Raw genomic sequence first — 18747 nt, forward strand, 5'->3', positions numbered from 1 at the left:
GATGCCAAAGACGCGAATACGCCGTCAAACTCGCAACCCTTCGCAGGCGAACCCGTTCCCACCACCCCTTCTGGCCTTCAGATTTCCGTACAACCGCCGACAAGCTGTACATAGCTTCCCGCATGGCCGCTTGCCAGCCCTCGGGACATGATGCAACCTTGCCCTAGGCACCGCCGCATAGCTCGTGGCCCGCCGCGCCAACCGCCCTTTCAAGCGAGTCTTCGATGAAAAGCCAACCCGATGCCGCCAGCCGAGTGGCGGCCGAGGTCGTCACGCAGCTCCCCGTGCCTTCACGGCTCGGTATGCTGCGTTTCGAACGGCTCAACGAAGCCAGCTGGGCGATGCTCTATCTGGATCCTGCCTGCGAGCGCCAGTTCGGCCTGCCTGCCGCCGACCTCTGCGCCCTGATCGGCTCACCCTATGCCAGCCTCATGGAGCCAGAGGCGCGCTACAGGCTGCATGACGAGATCCAGCTGCAACTGGCACAGCGTAACCACTACCGGATCCGCTACACCCTGCACACCAGCGGCGCAGCCTTGCGCTTGCTGGAGATCGGCGAAGCCTACCGCCAGCACAATCGCCAGCTGTTGCGCGGCTATCTCATGGTGCTCGATGATCAGCAGGACCAGGAGCCAGAGCTTGGCGAGGACGATCTGGAGTCTCGCAACAGCCGTCTGCAACTGGCCTTGCAGCTCAACCAGCGCGCCCAGCAGGAGCAGCTGCTGCACCTTGAGCGTGTGCGCGCCCAGCAGGACCTTATCCTGCGCCTGGCCCGGCAGCGCTACAGCGCTGAAAACTCCTTGCAGGAGGCGGCCGAGCTGATCACCCGCAGTGCCTGCGAAATCTACAAGGTCGATTGCGCCAGCCTCTGGCATCTGCAGGATCAGCATCTGGAACCGATCAGTGCCTGGCACAGCCTGGATCAGCGTCACTACCTGCCCCAGCCCATCGATGCCAGCTGTTTCCCGGACTACCTCGATGCCCTGCACGCCAGCCGCGCCATCGATGCCCATAACGCCGGCCAGGACCCTCGCACCCGCGACATGGCCGAGACCCTGTACGCAGCGACCAACAATGCCATGCTCGACGCCAGCATTCGCGTCGATGGCCAGGTCGTTGGCGTGCTGTGCCTGGAACAGATCGGCAAGGCCCGTGCCTGGCAGGCCGACGAAATCGCCTTCGCCGGGGAACTGGCCGACCAGGTCGCCCAGGTGATCACCAACCACAATCGACGCACGGCGGCCAGTGCCCTGCACCTGTTCCAGCGGGCCGTGGAGCAGAGCGCCAGTGCCTTCTTGCTGGTCAACCGCGACGGCGTGGTGGAATACGTCAACCCAAGCTTCACCGCCATCACCCAGTACAGCACCGATGAAGTGCAGGGGCGCCATCTGGCAGAACTGCCTGCGCTGGAGAACCTGAGCGAGCTGCTGTTCCACTCGCCCTCGAGCCTGGCCATGGGCAACAGCTGGCAAGGCGAGTTCAAGAGCCGACGCAAGAGCCTGGAACCCTACTGGGGCCAGTTGTCGATTTCCAAGGTCTTTGGCGACAACCGCGAGCTGACGCACTACATCGGCATCTACGAAGACATCACCCAAAGCAAGCTGGCCCAACAGCGCATCGAACGCCTGGCCTACACGGACAACCTGACCAACCTGGGCAACCGTCCCTCGTTCATCCGCAACCTCGATGAGCGCTTCGAACACATCGGCGACCGGCCCCTGTGCCTGCTGCTGGTGGACATCGATAACTTCAAGCGGATCAACGACAGCCTCGGCCATCAGACCGGCGACAAGCTTCTGGTCAGCCTGGCCCGGCGCCTGCGCAACAGCCTGGGCAGCAGCGATATCCTGGCGCGTTTTGCCAGTAACGAATTCGCCGTGCTGCTCGACGATGCGAGCCTGGAGACCGGCCAGCAAGTGGCCCAGCAACTGCTGCACACCCTCGACAAACCCATGTTCGTCGACAACCAGCTGATCAACGTCACCGCCTCGGTGGGCCTGGCTTGTGCCCCCCTGCACGGCAGCGACCCGCAAAGCCTGATGAAGAACGCAGGCCTTGCCCTGCACAAGGCCAAAGCCAACGGCAAGCACCAGGTCCAGGTTTTCACCGAAGTGCTCAATGCCGAGGCCAGTTACAAGCTGTTTGTGGAGAACAACCTGCGCCGCGCCCTGACCCAGAACGAGCTGGAGGTGTTCTACCAGCCCAAGCTGTGCCTGCGCAGTGGCCGCCTGCTGGGCCTGGAGGCCCTGCTGCGCTGGAACCATCCCGAAAAAGGCATGATCCGCCCCGATCAGTTCATTAGCGTCGCCGAGGAAACCGGGCTGATCATCCCGATCGGTAAATGGGTCGTGCGCCAGGCTTGCCGCATGAGCCAGCACTTGAGCCAGGTCGGCCTAGGCGACCTGCACGTGGCCATCAATCTGTCGCCCAAGCAGTTCTCCGACCCCGAGCTGGTGGCCTCGATCGACACCATCCTCAAGGAAGAAGCCCTGCCACCGCACCTGCTGGAGCTGGAACTGACCGAGGGCCTGTTGCTGGAAGCGACCGTCGATACCCACCGCCAGCTCGACGAGCTCAAGGCCCTCGGCTTGATCCTGGCCATGGACGACTTCGGCACCGGCTATTCATCGCTGAGCTACCTGAAGAAGTTTCCGATCGACATCATCAAGATCGACCGCAGCTTCATCAACGAGATCCCCGACAACCAGGACGATATGGAAATCACCTCGGCGGTGGTGGCGATGGCTCACAACCTCAAGCTCAAGGTGGTTGCCGAAGGCATCGAGACCGCCGAGCAGTTGGCTTTCCTGCGGCGGCATCGCTGCGATGTCGGCCAAGGCTACCTGTTCGACAAGCCGATTCCGGGGCGCGAGCTGGCCGAGCGGCTCAAGCGATATCCACGTGGCCCGGTGGCCTGACAGCGACGCCAAGCTCGGGCACTATAAGCCCCATTCGAGACATTTCACGGTGCGCCCACTTCCGTAGGCACGACGCTGCTGATGGGAGCGGGTTTACCCGCGAAGCGGTCAACACTCATCCACCTGACATACAGAGGAACGGCCATGGTCCTGCGTTCGGAAATCCTGGTGAACAAAAACGTCATGCCTACCGCGGAACAGGCGCTGCCTGGTCGCGACACCCCGATGCCCCTGCCCGAGTTCCACTACGTGTTCAAGGACACGCCGCTGCTGGGCCCCTTCTTCGAGGGCAGCATCGATTTCGCCATCTTCGGCCTGGGCTGCTTCTGGGGCGCCGAACGGCGTTTCTGGCAGCGCGAAGGCGTGGTCAGCACCGTGGTCGGCTATGCCGGCGGCTTCACCCCCAACCCGACCTACGAAGAAGTCTGCTCGGGCCTGACCGGCCACACCGAAGTGGTGCTGGTGGTGTTCGACAAGGACAAAGTGAGCTATCGCGAGCTGCTGGCGATGTTCTGGGAACTGCACAACCCGACCCAAGGCATGCGCCAGGGCAACGACATCGGCACCCAGTACCGCTCGGCCATCTACTGCACCAGCCCCGAGCAACTGGAACAGGCCAAGGCCAGCCGTGACGCCTTCCAGGCCGAGCTGACCAAGGCAGGTTTCGGCGAGATCACCACCGAGATCGACCAGGCACCGACCGTGTACTTCGCCGAGGCCTACCACCAGCAGTACCTGGCCAAGAACCCCGACGGTTACTGCGGCATCGCCGGCACCGGCGTCTGCCTGCCTCCCAGCTTGCAAGGCAAATGAGGTCTGGCCATGACGACCATGACCCTGTTCCACTCGCTGCTCTCGCCGTTCGTCCGTAAGGTAATGGTCGTGCTGCACGAGACCGGTCAGCTCGACCGCGTGACCTTGCAAGCCGTCAACGTCAGCCCTGTCAATGGCAATGACCAGCTCAACCAAGACAACCCGATCGGCAAAATCCCGGCGCTGCGCCTGGAAGACGGCACGGTATTGCACGACAGCCGGGTGATCTGCGAGTACCTCGACCTGCAGCACGTCGGCAACCCGCTGATCCCCCGCGAAGGCTCTGCCCGCTGGCGGCGCCTGACCCTGGCGTCCCAGGCCGATGCGATCATGGATGCAGCGGTCTCGACCCGTTACGAGACCTTCCTGCGCCCAGAAGACAAACGCTGGGACGGCTGGGTCCAGGCCCAAGGCGAGAAGATCCGCCGCAGCCTGGCCAACCTGGAGCAGGCACACTTGGCGGAGCTCGCCTCGACCTTCGACATCGCCGCCATCGGCGTGGCCTGTGCACTGGGCTACCTGGACCTGCGCCAGCCGCAGTTCGGCTGGCGTGAGCAGCAGCCCGGCCTTGCCACGTGGTATGCCGACGTGACCAAGCGGCCGTCGATGGCTGCAACGGCTCCGGTGATCTGACGGACCTGTCCGCAGATGAACCCACGCCCACTAGGATCCAGCCCTGTGGGCGTGGGTTTTCCCGCGAAAGCCTCATCCCGGTGCCACTGAACAAGCATCCCGATCCGATAGGCCAACCACCGCCCCGCTTCCCGATCCTCTCTCATGCCGCCCTCCCCACCCGCGCCCAGTCCAGGCGACGGGTCAGCACCATGAACACGCCAAGCAGGCCAAAGCACAGCAGCGAGCCCATCAGCAGCGCATAGTCTTCGGCACTGAGCAGGCCGAAGAGCAGTCCATACAGCCCACTCAGCCCCGCCGCAAAGCCGATCCCCCGCCTCATGCTGCCCAGCACATGGCTCAGGTAGAAGCCAATCAGCAGCACGCACGCCGAGGCCGACAACCCATAGGCCAGGCCAAAGCCCAGGTGTTCGGCCAACGACAGCAGCAACAAATAGAACAAGGCCAGCGCCACCCCCACCAGCATGTACTGCATAGGGTGCACGCGAAGGTTCTTCAGTACCTCGAACAAGAAGAAACCCGCGAAGGTCAAGGCGATGAACAACAGCGCGTACTTGATCGCCCGCTCACTCTTGAGGTACTGGTCCACCGGGTCGACGAAACTCACGCCAAAGGCGCGCGCATTGAAATCCGTGCACTGACCCTGGCCGGTACATTGGCGCAGCGCATCCTCGAGGTTGGTGGCGAAGAACGAGGTCTGCCAATGGGCCTTGAAGCCTTGATCGTGTATTTCTCGACGGCTGGGCAGGTAATTGCCGACAAAGCTTGGGTGCGGCCAGTTGGCGCGCATGTCCACCCTGCTGCTGCGCCCCACCGGCACGACATGCAACTGGCCAGTCCCCTGCAAGGCCAGATCGAAGCCATAGGTGAACTCACGGGCCTGGCCATCCTCGAGCATCGGCAAGGCGACATGCACGCCCCCGCCCAGCCAATCCAGGCCAGTGCCGGGCTCGAACGGCAATCGCTGGTCATCCAACGTCAGTGCCAGGGCGTTCTCGATGCCGCGAATGTCACTGATGCCCACCACCAGATAGGGCCTGTCGAAGCGGTAGTCCTCCCAGTCCTTCTCGATACCCCAGCGCGCCGGGACCTTGAAACGTCCGCTCACCCTGCTCTTGGCGTGGAACAACCGGGCCTGGTAGATGCCCCGAGCGCGCAGTTCGGTATCGATATCGGTGTCTACGTGGAAGGTTTCAGGCAGGAAGAACAGTTGGCCATTGAGCATGATCGTCTGCTCGACGCTCTGGCCGTTCTTCTCGATCCAGCGCCGCTCATACTTGCGGTAGGGCACCACCAGCAGCGGGCCGCTGATCTGCTGGCTGAAGCTTGAGCTTTGGGCGATGTCCTGCAGCACGCTATCGCGCAAGGCCTGTCGTTCACCGATCAGGCCACCGATCATCAACAGCGGAATCAACAACAGCAGCATCAGCAGGGCAATCATGCCGAGCTTGAAACTCAAGGTTTTGGTCATGGGCTAGGGCTCCGTTTGCGATGGGCGCAGTGTGGAACCACTGCGTGGAGCCTTTGTGAAGTGCGTGTGGAGATTGGGTGGTGTTTTCAGCAACACCTGTGCTCGCGAAGGGGCTGGGCTGAAGACCGTCGGCTCAATTCACACGTCGCGCCGGCAACCACAACCGCACGCGCACCCCGCCCTCGACGTTCTCCACGGCCAACGCGCCGCCATGCAGCTGCATCACCTCCGCCACGAAGTTAAGCCCCAGCCCCGTGCTCTTGCGCCCGCTGCCTGGCCGTGGCAGTGAATAGAAGCGCTCGCTGACCCGCCCGATGGCGTAATCCGGGATCGGCTCGCCCTGGTTGAACACACTCAGCGCCACCCGCTCGCCGTCGCGTTCCAGCTCGAACAGCAACGCTCCGCCTGCCGGCGAGAAATCCAGCGCATTGTCCAGCAGGTTGGCCAGCGCCTGGCGCATCAGGAAAGGATCACACAGCAACCTCAGCTCCACCGGCACCCGCTGGCGAACCTGCAAGCTCGCGCCTTCAATGCGCGCCGCATGGCTCAACAGCAACTCATCGATCAGCGCCGCCAGGGCGACATACTGTTCGTCTTCCAATGCCTGCATCTGCTCGACCCTCGCCAGGTTGAGCAAGCGCTCGATCATCTGTTGCAAGCGCCCGCTCTCGCGCTCGATGTTGCTGGCAAAACGCATCCGCAGGTCTTGCGGCATATCGCCCTGAAGCAGCTCAGAGGCTCCACGGATCGCCGCCAGCGGGCTCTTGAGTTCATGGGTCAGGGTGTGCACGTAGCGCTCGACATAGGCCTTGCCTTCGAGCTGGGTCCGCATGCGCTCTACCGCTGTGGCCAACTGCCCCAACTCGCCCCCTTTGTAGTGGGGCAAGGCTGCGCGCTGGCCCTCGCTGACGGCCTGGGCATAGCGCGTCAGCCGACGCAGCGAGCGCGCCAGCCACCACGACAGCGCCGCCCCCACCAACAGGCCAAGGCCGATCAGGCCCAGGCCCAGATTCAGCAGCCGCTGCTCGGCGCGGTCGATGTAGGGTTGCAGCGAGCTGTTGGGCTTGGCCACCGTCACCACGCCGATGATCCGGCCCTGGTCGAGGATCGGAGCCGCCACGTGCATCACCGAGGTGGTTTCGTCAGCCGGATCGCTGCGCGTGGAGCGCGCGCCATACTGGCCGCGCAGGGTGAGGTAGACATCGTTCCAGCGAGAGTAGTCCTTGCCCACGTCCTGGCCGCTGGAGTCCAGCAGCACGGTCCCTTGGGCGTCGGTGACATAGATGCGGTGGCTGATCTGGTTCTTCGCCAGCCCCCAGATCTGCGCGCCTGGACGGCGCTCGCCGTAAGAGGCCAATACCTGAGGCAGCCGGCTTTGGCTCAGAGTGCCGGCTTTGACGTCGTCATGGAGAATTTCCGCGAGCAGGTTGGCAGTGTCCACGAGGGTCTCCTCGGAGGACTGGCGCACGACCGGGCGGATCTGTTCGCGCACGGTGCTGAGCAGGAAGTAACCAGACAACCCGACGAACAGGAAATACACCAGGAAGATGCGGATGCCCAGGCGCATCAGGCGTGATCCGGGCTATAGCTGTAACCCAGGCCACGATGGGTCTGGATGGGCTCGGCATCAGCAGCGACCTGGCGCAGCTTGGCACGCAGGCTCTTGATATGACTGTCGATGGTACGTTCGTAGCCGGCATCGGAGGCTACACCCACCGCATCGAGCAGTTGCTCGCGGCTGAACACCCGCCGGGGTTGCTCCAGCAAACATTGCAACAGACGAAATTCATGACGGGTCAGGGCCAGCGGCTGGGCGTGGTAGCTGATCTGCATGCGCAAGGTGTCGAGCTGGAACACCGTGGCCTGGGCCGAAGCTTGGGCCTGGGGCACCATGCGCTTGAGGATCGCCCTGACGCGCGCGGCCACTTCCCGCGGGCTGAACGGCTTGACCACGTAATCGTCGGCGCCGATTTCGAGCCCCACCACCCGGTCGATTTCGGCATCGCGGGCACTGAGGAACATCACCGGTACGTCGCTGAAACGGCGCAACTGCCGACAGGTTTCGAAACCGCTGATGTCAGGCAGGCCGATGTCGAGAATCACCAGGTCCGCAGGATGCAGACGCTGCTGCTCGAGGGCTGCGCTACCGAGCGTTACCCAGTCGGTGCTGTGGCCATCGGCCTGCAAGGCATAGACCAACGTATCGGCAATGGCGGATTCGTCTTCGACGATGAGAATGTGGGGCATGGCGTCCGGCCTTGCGTGGACAAATGCTGGACTTGTAGGTGATCAGCAGGCATCACGCAACCCCTGTGGGGGCATTGGGCCAAGTGCGGACCGCTTCATGGGTCACCCCGCGCCCACAGGGTTCATTGCCAGCCCAGTGGGAGCGGGTTCCCAACACCGGCAATGCCGGTGCATACGTCTGAACTAGCAGTCCGGCTTGCCGGCAGTGAACTTCTTGGCCGGGTTCACCGCCGCCTTGAACTCTTTCAGGGCCTTGGAGCCGATCAGCAGTGGGTAGTTGAAGTGGCTGCGGTCGACCAAGTTGACCTCCACCGTACGTTTGACGTCACCCAGGCACAGCTCCAAATCGATCACTGGACGCTTGGAGACTTCCGGGACGTCCCCTTCTTCGTCCTCGTCTACGCGGTTCTTGATCTTGCTGATGCGCGACAGCTCATGTTCGTAGACCTTGCCGTCGGCGTTCTTGGTCGCCAGACGGAAACGCACCCACTCATTGCCATCGCGGGTGAACAGCTCGATGTCCTTGGCCGACAGCGAGGCGGTGTAGGCACCGGTGTCCATCTTGGCCTTGAGGGTTTCGCCAAGCTCCGGCAGGGCAATGTTCTCGTAGCGGCCATACAGGGTTGGCTCGGCGGCCATGACCGGAAGGGCGAGGATCGACAGCAGGGCAAGCAGTGATTTCACAGGTTAGGCTTCCTTGAGGTGGGACAGCACTTAGACTACCCGGGCACGATAGGTTCGTTGTCAAAGCTTATCCAACACAATGTGAAACATTTGTCCCAGTAATTGGCCAATGCGCATTTGGCGAAGGCCGGTGCCCCACTTATCATTGCCAACCGTTTTTATCCCACAACAAGAGTCTCTTTATGCGTCGCCTGCTCACCGGCATCCTCACCACTGTCCTGCTGCTGCTCAACACCCTGGTGTTGATCTGCCCGCTGATGGTGTTCGCCCTGCTCAAACTGGTGCTGCCGGGGCGTGGCCGCGACTATGCCTCTTGGGCGGTGATGTGGATCGCCGAGACCTGGTCGGAAATCGACAAGGCGATCTTCGCCCTGTGCATCCCGACCCGTTGGGACATCCGCGGCATCGAGAAGCTGCGCCAGGACACCTCCTACCTGTGCGTGAGCAACCACCAGAGCTGGGTGGACATCCCGGCCCTGATCGAGAGCCTCAACCGCCGGGTGCCGTTCTTCAAGTTCTTCCTCAAGAAAGAGCTGATCTGGGTTCCGCTGCTGGGCCTGGCCTGGTGGGCGCTGGACTACCCCTTCATGAAGCGCTACAGCAAGGCTTTCCTGGACAAGCACCCGGAGCTCAAGGGCAAGGACCTGGAGATCACCAAGGCAGCCTGCGAGCTGTTCAAGCGCCAACCGGTGACCGTGGTCAACTACCTCGAAGGCACGCGCTTCAGCGAGGCCAAACGTCAGGCCCAGCAATCGCCCTACCAGCATCTGCTCAAGCCCAAGGCAGGTGGCGTGGCGTTCGTACTGGCCGCGCTGGGCGAGCAGCTCGACGCCCTGCTGGACGTCACCATCGTCTATCCCGGCAACAGGGCGCCGGGGTTCTGGGACCTGCTCAGCGGCAACATCAGCCGGGTGATCATCGACATCCGCGTGCGTGAACTGGACCCGGCGCTGTGCGCGGGTGATTACGAGAACGATCCGGCATTCCGCCAGACCGTGCAGGCTTGGGTGAACCAGCTGTGGGTCGAAAAGGACCAGCGCATCGAGCAGTTGCGCGCCGAAATGCGCTAAGAGGTGCGTGGCCTGGGCGGCTCTTGCAGAAGAGCAAGCCCGCGCCTACCGTGGGCTGTACACAATAAGATGCCGATTAAAATCCAGATTTATAATCGACATTAGCAACTCTTTGTTTGTCTTCACCTACCCAGGTGGATAAAAATCGATCAACGCACAACTACAAAAATGCTTGGATCGATCGATGGCCAAACAACCTCGCCCCGCTGCCGAGGCAGCTCCCGCCCAACTTCGCCGCGTCCTCGGGCTGCCCGCCCTGGTGTTCTTCGGCCTGGTGTACATGGTCCCGTTGACCATCTTCACCACCTACGGAATCGTCACCGAGATCACCGGGGGCCGCACCGCTGGCGCCTATCTGGTGACCCTGCTGGCAATGCTGTTCACCGCCACGTCCTACAGTTTCATGGTCAAGCGCTTCCCGGTGGCAGGCTCGGCCTACTCCTACACCAACTTGGCGTTCGGCCCCAACGTGGGCTTCCTGGCCGGCTGGTCGCTGCTGCTCGACTACCTGTTCATCCCGATGATCAATTACCTGCTCATCGGCCTGTTCTTGAACATCGCCTTCCCGGCCATTCCGGCCTGGACCATCGTCCTGGCCTCGATCGCCCTGGTGACCGTGCTCAACGTGGTCGGCATCCATTCGGTGGCCAAGGCCAGCAACTTGATCGTCGGCGCGCAGATCGTCTTCATCGGGGTGTTCGTGGCCTTGTCCTACCAGTCGCTGGCAGGCCAGCCGGTTGACCTGCTCTCGCCGCTGCTGGGCGATGGCAGCCAGCCAGGCTTCGGTCACCTGATGGCCGGTGCAGCAGTGCTGTGCCTATCGTTCCTGGGCTTCGATGCGGTCTCGACGCTGGCCGAGGAAACCCGTGACGCCCGCCGCGACGTACCCCGCGCAATCATCCTCACCACCCTTGGCGCCGGCCTGCTGTTCACCCTGCTGGCCTATATCAGCCAACTGGTGCTGCCAGGCAGCACGTTCGCCAATGCCGATGCCGCGGCCAACGAAGTGATGTTCAAGGCTGGCGGCCAGTTCCTGGCCAACTTCTTCACCGCAGCCTTCGTCGCCGGCAGCCTGGGTTCGGCCCTAGCGTCCCAGGCGGCGGTGTCGCGCATTCTCTACACCATGGGCCGCGACAAGGTGCTGCCACAGCGCACCTTCGGCCAGCTGTCGCCGCGCTTCGGCACCCCGGTGTTCGCCATCGTGCTGGTGTCGGCGTTCTCGCTGCTGGCCCTGGTGATCGACCTGACCACGTTGGCATCGCTGATCAGCTTCGGCGCCCTGGTGGCGTTCTCGGCCGTCAACCTGGCAGTGGTGCGCACCCACCTGATCAACGAGCGCACCCACCGCAACCTCAAGGGCCTGGCGTGCTATGGCGTGGTGCCGCTGGTCGGTCTGGGCCTGACCCTGTGGCTGTGGACCAGCCTGTCGGCGCTGACCTTGGTGATCGGCCTGTGCTGGTTCGCCCTGGGCCTGGCTTATCTGGCAGTGCTCACCTCCGGCTTCCGCCGCCCGATGCGCCTGGTGGATTTCTCCGAAGCGGCCTGATGCGCCACTGCCCTTTGGGGGAGCGGATCTTACCGGCGACAAGGTGGTGAATCGGCCGTCGTATTCGCGGGTAAACCCGCTCCCATAGGGCCGACGGTGACCTTATGGGAGCGGGTTCATCCACGAAGCAAACGCCTCGGTAGAGGGCACGGGCTCAGCCCGTGTACACCCATGAAGAAAGCTCAAACAGACGGAGCGGCCGCTGGCGCCGCAGGGGTCATCCACAGGCTTCCCAGATTCTGCAACAGCGACCCGGCAAGGCCCTGCTGGCCCAGGTACTGAAGGATCAGCGGGGCAAACTGGCCGATCATGTTCGTATCCATGCCCAGCAACCTGAAGGCGTTATCCAGGTCGCTGCGGTTCTCGACGTTGCCCAACGCATTGCTCAAAGGCGATGGGCTCTCGCTGCTCTTGCCGAGCAACTCACCCAGACCGCTCAGCCCACCCAGGGCGTTGGCACCGGAAAGCAGGTCCAGGCCGGGCACAGCCTGGGTCAGCTGGCCATAGTCGGCCTCGCTCAGGTTGTTGCGCGCCAGCCCCAGCATCGCACCGGCGCCGCCAATGGCCTGTTCAGGGGTGATCTTCAGCTCGCTACCCAAGGTATTGAGCAGGTTGGCCTGGCCCGCTGGAGCCTGTACCTGACCCTGTTGAGTTGAATTCTGGTTCTGCATCGCCGACACGGCATTGGCCGCATCGCTCAAATTGAAGGCGAACACCGGGCTTGCGGCCAGGGTCATCAGGGTTGCCAGGGTGAATGCTTTCATCGGGAGGGACCTCGTCGGCCGGGATGGCCGGGGAAACGAGGCATTGGACTGGAGCTGCAGGGGTTTGTTCCAGGCCGGTTATCGGCCTGCCAAGGCCTTGTGACTGAAGCCGCTTAAAGCACAACGCCCCCGCAGGGGCGTTGAGTCTGAAGGTTAAGCCGCGCCCCACATCTTGTGAGGGTCGATCACGAACTTCTTCGGTACGCCTGCATCGAACTCGCCGTAGCCTTGCGGCGCCTGGTCCAGGTTGATCACCTGCACGCCAACCACTTCGGCAATGTTGATACGGTCCCACATGATCGCCTGCATCAGCTGGCGGTTGTACTTCATGGTCGGGGTCTGGCCAGTGTGGAAGCTGTGCGATTTCGCCCAGCCCAGGCCGAAGCGGATGCTCAGTGCACCGATCTTGGCGGCGGCATCGACCGCGCCCGGGTCTTCGGTCACGTACAGGCCTGGAATACCGATGTTGCCGGCAACGCGGGTCACCTGCATCAGGGAGTTCAAGACGGTAGCCGGCGCCTCATGCTTGGCACCTTCATGGCCATGGCCACGGGCTTCGAAGCCGACGGCGTCGATGGCGCAGTCCACTTCCGGTTCACCGAGGATATCGACGATCTGCTCGTGCAACGGGGTGTCCTTGGACAGGTCGACCACTTCGAAGCCCTGGGCCTTGGCATGGGCCAGGCGAGCCGGGTTCAGGTCACCGACGATGACGCAGGCCGCGCCCAGCAGGCGCGCCGAGGCAGCGGCGGCCAAACCGACCGGGCCGGCACCAGCCACGTAGACGGTGCTGCCTGGGCCGACGCCGGCAGTCACGGCGCCGTGGTAACCGGTTGGCAGGATATCGGACAAGCAAGTCAGGTCACGGATCTTCGCCATGGCCTTGTCGCGATCGGGCAGTTTCAGCAAGTTGAAGTCAGCGTACGGCACCAGCACGTATTCGGCCTGGCCGCCGGTCCAGTCGCCCATGTCGACATAACCGTAGGCACCACCGGCGCGGGCCGGGTTGACGGTGAGGCAGACACCGGTGTGCATCTCTTTGCAGGAACGGCAACGACCGCAGGCGACGTTGAACGGAACGGATACCAGGTCGCCGATCTGCAGGCGTTCGACATCGCGGCCCTTCTCGACGATTTCACCCGTGATTTCGTGGCCGAGGACCAGGCCGACCTGGGCGGTGGTACGGCCACGGACCATGTGCTGGTCGGAGCCGCAGATGTTGGTGGAGACCACCTTCAGGATCACGCCGTGCTCGATTTTCTTGCCGCGTGGGTCCTGCATTTTGGGGTAGTCAATCTTCTGCACCTCGACCTTACCGGCACCGAGATACACCACTCCACGATTACCAGACATGCTCTTACCTCGCTTGATTTGTATTTATGCAGCGGTGGAAAGCGCCGCCTTCCGTGGGCGGCATGTGTTACTGGAATGCAGGGAATTGTGGGCCTGATACAACTTGTCGCAGTGACTGGAAGCGACAGAGGATTGCCTGTTAACGGCAGGTTAAAAAGGGTGAATCCATTCGCGGGTAAGCCCGCCCCCACACAAGGCTACGCAGAACCTGTGGGAGCGGGCTTACCCGCGAACAAGACAATGAGGACTGTCAGAGCACCACGGTGCGATTGGCGTTGAGGAACACCCGGCGCTCGATGTGGTACCCCACCGCCCGCGCCAGGGTCAGGCACTCGATGTCGCGCCCCTTGGCGATCAGGTCTTCAGGGTAGTGACTGTGGTCCACCACCTCCACGCCCTGGGCGATGATCGGGCCTTCGTCCAGGTCGTTGTTGATGTAGTGGGCCGTGGCGCCGACCATCTTCACGCCCTTGTTGTAGGCCTGGTGGTACGGTTTGGCGCCCTTGAAGCCGGGCAGCAAGGAGTGGTGGATGTTGATCGCCCAGCCGTCCAGGCGGCGGCACAGCTCAGGCGACAGCACCTGCATGTAGCGGGCGAGAATCACCAGCTCCGCGCCGGTCTCCTCGATCACCTGCAGCACCTTGCGCTCCTGGGCAGGTTTGTCCTTGGGGTCCAGGGCAAAGTGGTAGTAAGGGATTTTGTGCCACTGCGCCAGGGGCTCGAGGTCGGGGTGGTTGGACACCACCGCCACCACGTCCATGGCCAATTGGCCGATGCGCTGGCGATACAGCAGGTCGTTGAGGCAGTGGTCGGCCTTGGACACCATGATCACCACCTTGGGGCGGTGATTGGGCGCGGTCAGCTCGAAGGTCATGCCGAAGGCGTCACTGCGCTCGGCAAGGCCGGCCCGGAAGCCCGCCTCGTCGAAGTCGTCCGGCTGGCGGAACTCCACGCGAATGAAGAACCGCCCCGAGAGCCGGTCGTCGAAGGAGTGGTGCTCCGTGACGTAGCAGCGCTGCTCGTAGAGGTAACGCGTCACTACGTCGACGGTGCCGAGCATGCTCGGGCAGTCGGCAGTGAGAATCCAAGTGTCCGGTGCCCGACTCATGCGTGTTCTCCTTTTTAAGCCTCGATGGCCAGGCCGTACTCGGCCGAAGCGTCCTGCAGCCACAGCCACCAGTAATCGGAGAAGCTGCGGCGGATCACCAGTTCCCAAGTGTCTTCGGCAGTGCGGCGAATCACCAGTTGCGACTTGGCGAACACGGTGCCGACGGCCTTGCCGACCGGGAAGTTGTTCGGGTGTACATCATAGCTGGTGGATTTCATCAGCACGTCGCGTACGTTGGGGCCGCGCAGCTCGAGCAGCGTTTGCCCGCCGCTGACGTTGACCACCTGAATGTGCTGGCCTTCGAGGGCCTCGCGCAGCTTCTGCTCGATGGCGAACTCCTGACCGCCCGGGACGATCAGCAGCCACTCATCCGGTCCGACCCACTGCAGCGACATCTCGTCGTTGGCGACCACGGTCAGGGCGACCGGCAGTTCCAGGCCCAGAGCCTTCTTCACGCCTGCGGCGAAGGCGGCGTCGTGGCCGTCGCCACGGATCGTCAGGTGGCCGAGGAATTTGTGCTCGCGCAGGGTCACGCCTGCGTTCTTGCGGCCTTTGCCGACCAGGCTGGCCAGGTCAGCGTGGTGCAGTGGCGACTCGGCCCGGGCGTTGGAGCCCGGATTTTGCTGGAAGACGTTGATTACGCTCATTTCTTACCTGCCTTGAATTCTGTTGTGCCGAACGACGCTGGATCTGGGAGAGCGGGCTTGCCCGCGAATGGGCCGGTGAGGCCAACATCGCATTCGCGGGTACCCCGCCTCCACAAGCTCCAGCACTGCCTTGCGGGGGCCTTAGACGTTCTGCCGCTCACCCTTCGGATCGAAGAACACCGAAGACACAATCTCTGCCTCGATCACGCTGCCGTCAGCCTGCGGCGAGTAGACACGCTCGCCCATACGCTTGAGGCCGCCTTTGACCACACCCATGGCGAACGAATAGCCCAGGGAGTTGGAGGCATAGCTGGAGGTCACGTGACCGACCATGTCCATCGGAATCGGCTGGTTCGGGTCGAACACCAGCTGGGCGCCTTCGGGCAGCCACTTGGTCGGGTCGACAGGCTTGAGGCCCACCAGTTGCTTGCGGTCTTCGCGCAGGCAGTCCGAACGGGTCATGCCGCGTGCGCCGATCCAGGAGAACGGCTTGTTGCGACCGACACACCAGCCCATGTTCAGGTCGTCCGGGTTCATCGAGCCGTCGGTGTCCTGACCGACGATGATGAAGCCCTTCTCGGCGCGCAGCACGTGCATGGTCTCGGTGCCGTACGGGGTCAGGTTGTACTTCTTGCCCGCCTCGACGATCTGCTCCAGCACGCCCATGGCGTAGTTGGCCTGGACGTTGATCTCGTACGACAGCTCACCGGTGAACGAGATACGGAACACCCGGGCCGGCACACCGCCGACCAGACCTTCCTTCCAGCTCATGAACGGGAAGGCTTCTTTGTCCAGGTCGATGTCGGTCAGCTCGGCCAGCAGCTTGCGGCTGTTGGGGCCCGACAGGGTCATGGTGGCCCAGTGGTCGGTCACGGAGGTGAAGTACACCTTTAGGTCCGGCCATTCGGTCTGGTGGTACAGCTCCAGCCACTGCAATACGCGGGCAGCGCCGCCGGTGGTGGTGGTCATGATGAAGTGGTTGTCGCCGACGCAGGCGGTCACGCCGTCGTCGAAGACCATGCCGTCTTCTTTGCACATCAGGCCGTAACGGGCCTTGCCCACATCGAGCTTGGTCCAGGCATTGGTGTAAACGCGGTTGAGGAACTCACGCGCATCCGGGCCCTGGATGTCGATCTTGCCCAGGGTCGAGGCGTCGAGCAGGCCCACGCTGTCACGCACGGCCTTGCACTCACGCTCCACGGCGGCATGGATGTCTTCGCCGGCTTTAGGGAAGTACCACGGACGCTTCCACTGGCCAACGTCTTCGAACTCGGCGCCGTTCTTCAAGTGCCAGGCGTGCAACGCGGTGAAGCGTACCGGTTCGAACAGGTGGCCACAGTGACGGCCCGCTACCGCGCCGAAGGTCACCGGCGTGTAGTTGGGGCGGAACATGGTGGTACCCATCTGCGGGATGGTGATACCCATCGAGCGCGCAGCGATGGCCAGACCGTTGATGTTGCCCAGTTTGCCCTGGTCAGTACCGAAGCCCAGCGCGGTGTAGCGTTTCACGTGCTCGACCGACTCGAAGCCTTCGCGGGTGGCCAGTTCGATGGCGGCCGCGGTGACGTCGTTCTGCTGGTCGACGAACTGCTTCGGCGCACGGGCAGTGCCTTTGTCGTGCGGCACCTGGAACAGCGCCACGGTGGCCTCTTCCTTGCGGGCAACGACTTTCGGCAGGGTGCCGGCGGTCGCCTTGAAGCCTGCTTCGGTGGCTGCCTGAACGCCGCCTTCGAAACCATCGGCAATCGCGTCGCCGAGCGGATAGACGCCATTCACGCCACCCACGCAGACACGTTTTTGAGGCGCATCGCCCGGCACGAAGCCGAGGATGTCGTCACGCCAGATCGGACGACCGCCCAGGTGCGAGGCCAGGTGAACCACCGGGCTGTAGCCACCGGAGCTGCCGATCAGGTCGCACTCGAGCCATTCGCCTGGGCTGGTGACCTTATGCGCCACGGCATCGATCGCAGCGACGCGGGCGCCGGTTACGTGCTTGGTGCCCTTGGCCTCGATCACGGCGCTGGAGGTCAGGATGCGGATGCCCTTGGCGCGCGCTTCCTCGACCAGCGAGCCGCGCGGGTTGTGGCGCGCATCAGCGATGGCGACCACTTGCAGGCCTGCGTCGTGCCAGTCCAGAGCGGTGCGATAGGCGTGATCGTTGTTGGTCGACAGCACCAGCTTGCGGCCCGGTGCCACGCCGTAACGGCGCACGTACACCGAGATGGCGCCGGCGAGCATGTTGCCCGGCACGTCGTTGTTGCCGTACACCAGCGGACGCTCGTGGGTACCGGTGGCCAGTACCACACGCTTGGCACGCACGCGGTGGACGCGATGACGGACCTGGCCGATCGGGGCGCGGTCACCGAGGTGGTCGGTCATGCGCTCATGGATGGTCAGGAAGTTGTGGTCGTGGTAGCCGTTGACCGTGGCGCGAGGCAGCAGGGTCACTTCCGGCAGCGATTGCAGCTCGGCGACGACGGCAGCAACCCAGTCCGCGGCAGGCTTGCCGTCGAGGGTTTCGCGGGTGTCGAGCAGGCTGCCGCCGAACTCTTCCTGTTCATCGGCGACGATCACGCGGGCGCCGCTGCGACCGGCGGCCAGGGCCGCGGCCAGGCCAGCAGGGCCGGCACCGACGATCAGCACGTCGCAGTGCTGGTTCATGTAGTCGTAGCTGTCCGGGTCGTTCTGCAACGGAGCACGGCCAAGGCCTGCCGCTTTACGGATGTACTTCTCGTAAGTCATCCAGAACGACTTGGGATACATGAAAGTCTTGTAGTAGAACCCGGGCGGCATCATGCTGCCGCCGACCTTGCCAAGGATGCCCATGACGTCGTTGTTGACGTTCGGCCAGCCGTTGGTGCTGGTGGCAACCAGGCCCGAGTACAGGGCTTGCTGGGTGGCGCGCACGTTCGGTACCTGGGTGGCCTCGCTCGAGCCCAACTGCAGGATGGCGTTCGGCTCTTCCGGGCCTGCGGCGACGATGCCGCGAGGACGCGAGTACTTGAAGCTGCGACCGACGATGTCGACGCCGTTGGCCAGCAGCGCAGCGGCCAGGCTGTCACCGGCATAACCCTGGTAGGTCTTGCCGTTGAAGGTGAAGTTCAGGACCTTGCTGCGATCGATGCGACCGCCGCTGGCGAGGCGATAGACCTGGCTCATACTTTTTCTCCCTGGCCTTTGACGGCCGACTGCGCGGGGTTCAGCTTGTTCGCGGTGACCTGCGGCTTCTCGCCGATCTTGTAGGTTTCCAGGATCTCGTAGGTCTCGGTGTTACGCGTGACGTTGAAGTACTGGCGGCAGCCGGCAACGTGGTCCCACAGTTCATGGTGAATACCGCGCAGGTTGTCGCGGAAGAACATGTAGGTACCCCATTCCTCGTCGGTGCAGGCGCTAGGGTCCAGCGGACGGGCGATGTGCGCCTGGCCGGAGGAGTGGAACTCTTCTTCGGAGCGCAGCTCGCCGCAGTGGGGACAGAAAATATGCAACATGACGA

Annotated in this window: 15 protein-coding genes; 5 read left to right on the forward strand and 10 right to left on the reverse strand. The window is 63.2% G+C overall.

Features of this window, described 5'->3' with window-relative positions; genetic code table 11:
• Window positions 1-224 precede the first annotated feature (224 nt).
• The 3 genes from R6G97_RS00495 (at window position 225) to R6G97_RS00505 (ending at window position 4364) form a co-directional block, all read left to right on the forward strand.
• Window positions 225-2918: an EAL domain-containing protein gene (locus R6G97_RS00495; protein WP_043212606.1), complete on the forward strand. Its 2694-nt coding sequence runs from the start codon at window positions 225-227 to the stop codon at window positions 2916-2918.
• A 144-nt stretch (window positions 2919-3062) separates the two neighbouring features.
• A complete protein-coding gene (msrA, locus tag R6G97_RS00500) occupies window positions 3063-3731 on the forward strand; it encodes a peptide-methionine (S)-S-oxide reductase MsrA (protein WP_043212604.1) in 669 nt (222 codons plus the stop codon).
• 9 nt (window positions 3732-3740) lie between these two features.
• Window positions 3741-4364, forward strand: coding sequence for a glutathione S-transferase (locus R6G97_RS00505; RefSeq protein WP_317847691.1), 624 nt, complete (start codon window positions 3741-3743; stop codon window positions 4362-4364).
• Between the two features lie 142 nt (window positions 4365-4506).
• Here R6G97_RS00505 and creD read toward each other — a convergent pair whose 3' ends face one another.
• The 4 genes from creD to rloA2 form a co-directional block, all read right to left on the reverse strand.
• Window positions 4507-5835 carry a cell envelope integrity protein CreD gene (creD, locus tag R6G97_RS00510; protein ID WP_090346309.1) on the reverse strand — a complete coding sequence of 443 codons (1329 nt, stop codon included), beginning with the start codon at window positions 5833-5835 and terminating at the stop codon, window positions 4507-4509.
• Between the two features lie 133 nt (window positions 5836-5968).
• Window positions 5969-7402: a two-component system sensor histidine kinase CreC gene (creC, locus tag R6G97_RS00515; RefSeq protein ID WP_090346312.1), complete on the reverse strand. Its 1434-nt coding sequence runs from the start codon at window positions 7400-7402 to the stop codon at window positions 5969-5971.
• On the reverse strand, window positions 7402-8082 hold the full coding sequence (gene creB, locus R6G97_RS00520) for a two-component system response regulator CreB (protein WP_182816644.1): 681 nt from the start codon (window positions 8080-8082) through the stop codon (window positions 7402-7404). The genes creC and creB overlap by 1 nt, the downstream gene beginning before the upstream one ends.
• 183 nt (window positions 8083-8265) lie before the next feature.
• On the reverse strand, window positions 8266-8766 hold the full coding sequence (gene rloA2 / locus R6G97_RS00525) for a retropepsin-like aspartic peptidase RloA2 (RefSeq protein WP_043212593.1): 501 nt from the start codon (window positions 8764-8766) through the stop codon (window positions 8266-8268).
• A gap of 182 nt (window positions 8767-8948) precedes the next feature.
• On the opposite strand from rloA2, the gene R6G97_RS00530 reads away from it, so the two are divergent.
• Both R6G97_RS00530 and R6G97_RS00535 read left to right on the forward strand, forming a co-directional pair.
• Entirely contained in the window at window positions 8949-9836 is an 888-nt protein-coding gene (locus R6G97_RS00530) for an acyltransferase (protein WP_043212591.1), read from the forward strand.
• A 184-nt stretch (window positions 9837-10020) separates the two neighbouring features.
• Window positions 10021-11382 (forward strand): APC family permease, encoded by a 1362-nt coding sequence (locus R6G97_RS00535; RefSeq protein WP_317847692.1) that lies wholly within the window; start codon window positions 10021-10023, stop codon window positions 11380-11382.
• Window positions 11383-11564: 182 nt separating this feature from the next.
• On the opposite strand, the gene R6G97_RS00540 is transcribed toward R6G97_RS00535, so the two are convergent.
• From R6G97_RS00540 to R6G97_RS00565, 6 genes are all read right to left on the reverse strand, one after another.
• Window positions 11565-12146, reverse strand: coding sequence for a DUF2780 domain-containing protein (locus R6G97_RS00540; RefSeq protein WP_317847693.1), 582 nt, complete (start codon window positions 12144-12146; stop codon window positions 11565-11567).
• Between the two features lie 153 nt (window positions 12147-12299).
• On the reverse strand, window positions 12300-13499 hold the full coding sequence (gene fdhA / locus R6G97_RS00545) for a formaldehyde dehydrogenase, glutathione-independent (RefSeq protein ID WP_043211122.1): 1200 nt from the start codon (window positions 13497-13499) through the stop codon (window positions 12300-12302).
• Window positions 13500-13749: 250 nt separating this feature from the next.
• Window positions 13750-14607, reverse strand: coding sequence for a formyltetrahydrofolate deformylase (gene purU / locus R6G97_RS00550; protein ID WP_043211119.1), 858 nt, complete (start codon window positions 14605-14607; stop codon window positions 13750-13752).
• A gap of 14 nt (window positions 14608-14621) precedes the next feature.
• The gene (locus tag R6G97_RS00555) at window positions 14622-15254 is read right to left on the reverse strand and encodes a sarcosine oxidase subunit gamma (protein ID WP_043211110.1); all 633 of its coding nucleotides are present in this window, start codon (window positions 15252-15254) and stop codon (window positions 14622-14624) included.
• A 141-nt stretch (window positions 15255-15395) separates the two neighbouring features.
• The gene (locus R6G97_RS00560) at window positions 15396-18413 is read right to left on the reverse strand and encodes a sarcosine oxidase subunit alpha (RefSeq protein WP_090346323.1); all 3018 of its coding nucleotides are present in this window, start codon (window positions 18411-18413) and stop codon (window positions 15396-15398) included.
• On the reverse strand, window positions 18410-18742 hold the full coding sequence (locus tag R6G97_RS00565; protein WP_043211106.1) for a sarcosine oxidase subunit delta: 333 nt from the start codon (window positions 18740-18742) through the stop codon (window positions 18410-18412). The genes R6G97_RS00560 and R6G97_RS00565 overlap by 4 nt, the downstream gene beginning before the upstream one ends.
• Between the last annotated feature and the right edge of the window lie 5 nt (window positions 18743-18747).

This window comes from Pseudomonas sp. HTZ2, from assembly GCF_033173945.1.
Taxonomy (GTDB): domain Bacteria; phylum Pseudomonadota; class Gammaproteobacteria; order Pseudomonadales; family Pseudomonadaceae; genus Aquipseudomonas; species Aquipseudomonas guariconensis.

Excerpts from the sequence above, each read along its gene's own strand:
- R6G97_RS00495 (WP_043212606.1), top strand. The coding sequence starts at position 225 with ATGAAAAGCCAACCCGATGCCGCCAGCCGAGTGGCGGCCGAGGTCGTC.
- msrA (WP_043212604.1), top strand. The coding sequence starts at position 3,063 with ATGGTCCTGCGTTCGGAAATCCTGGTGAACAAAAACGTCATGCCTACC.
- R6G97_RS00505 (WP_317847691.1), top strand. The coding sequence starts at position 3,741 with ATGACGACCATGACCCTGTTCCACTCGCTGCTCTCGCCGTTCGTCCGT.
- creD (WP_090346309.1), bottom strand. The coding sequence starts at position 5,835 with ATGACCAAAACCTTGAGTTTCAAGCTCGGCATGATTGCCCTGCTGATG.
- creC (WP_090346312.1), bottom strand. The coding sequence starts at position 7,402 with ATGCGCCTGGGCATCCGCATCTTCCTGGTGTATTTCCTGTTCGTCGGG.
- creB (WP_182816644.1), bottom strand. The coding sequence starts at position 8,082 with ATGCCCCACATTCTCATCGTCGAAGACGAATCCGCCATTGCCGATACG.
- R6G97_RS00530 (WP_043212591.1), top strand. The coding sequence starts at position 8,949 with ATGCGTCGCCTGCTCACCGGCATCCTCACCACTGTCCTGCTGCTGCTC.
- R6G97_RS00535 (WP_317847692.1), top strand. The coding sequence starts at position 10,021 with ATGGCCAAACAACCTCGCCCCGCTGCCGAGGCAGCTCCCGCCCAACTT.
- R6G97_RS00540 (WP_317847693.1), bottom strand. The coding sequence starts at position 12,146 with ATGAAAGCATTCACCCTGGCAACCCTGATGACCCTGGCCGCAAGCCCG.
- fdhA (WP_043211122.1), bottom strand. The coding sequence starts at position 13,499 with ATGTCTGGTAATCGTGGAGTGGTGTATCTCGGTGCCGGTAAGGTCGAG.
- purU (WP_043211119.1), bottom strand. The coding sequence starts at position 14,607 with ATGAGTCGGGCACCGGACACTTGGATTCTCACTGCCGACTGCCCGAGC.
- R6G97_RS00555 (WP_043211110.1), bottom strand. The coding sequence starts at position 15,254 with ATGAGCGTAATCAACGTCTTCCAGCAAAATCCGGGCTCCAACGCCCGG.
- R6G97_RS00560 (WP_090346323.1), bottom strand. The coding sequence starts at position 18,413 with ATGAGCCAGGTCTATCGCCTCGCCAGCGGCGGTCGCATCGATCGCAGC.
- R6G97_RS00565 (WP_043211106.1), bottom strand. The coding sequence starts at position 18,742 with ATGTTGCATATTTTCTGTCCCCACTGCGGCGAGCTGCGCTCCGAAGAA.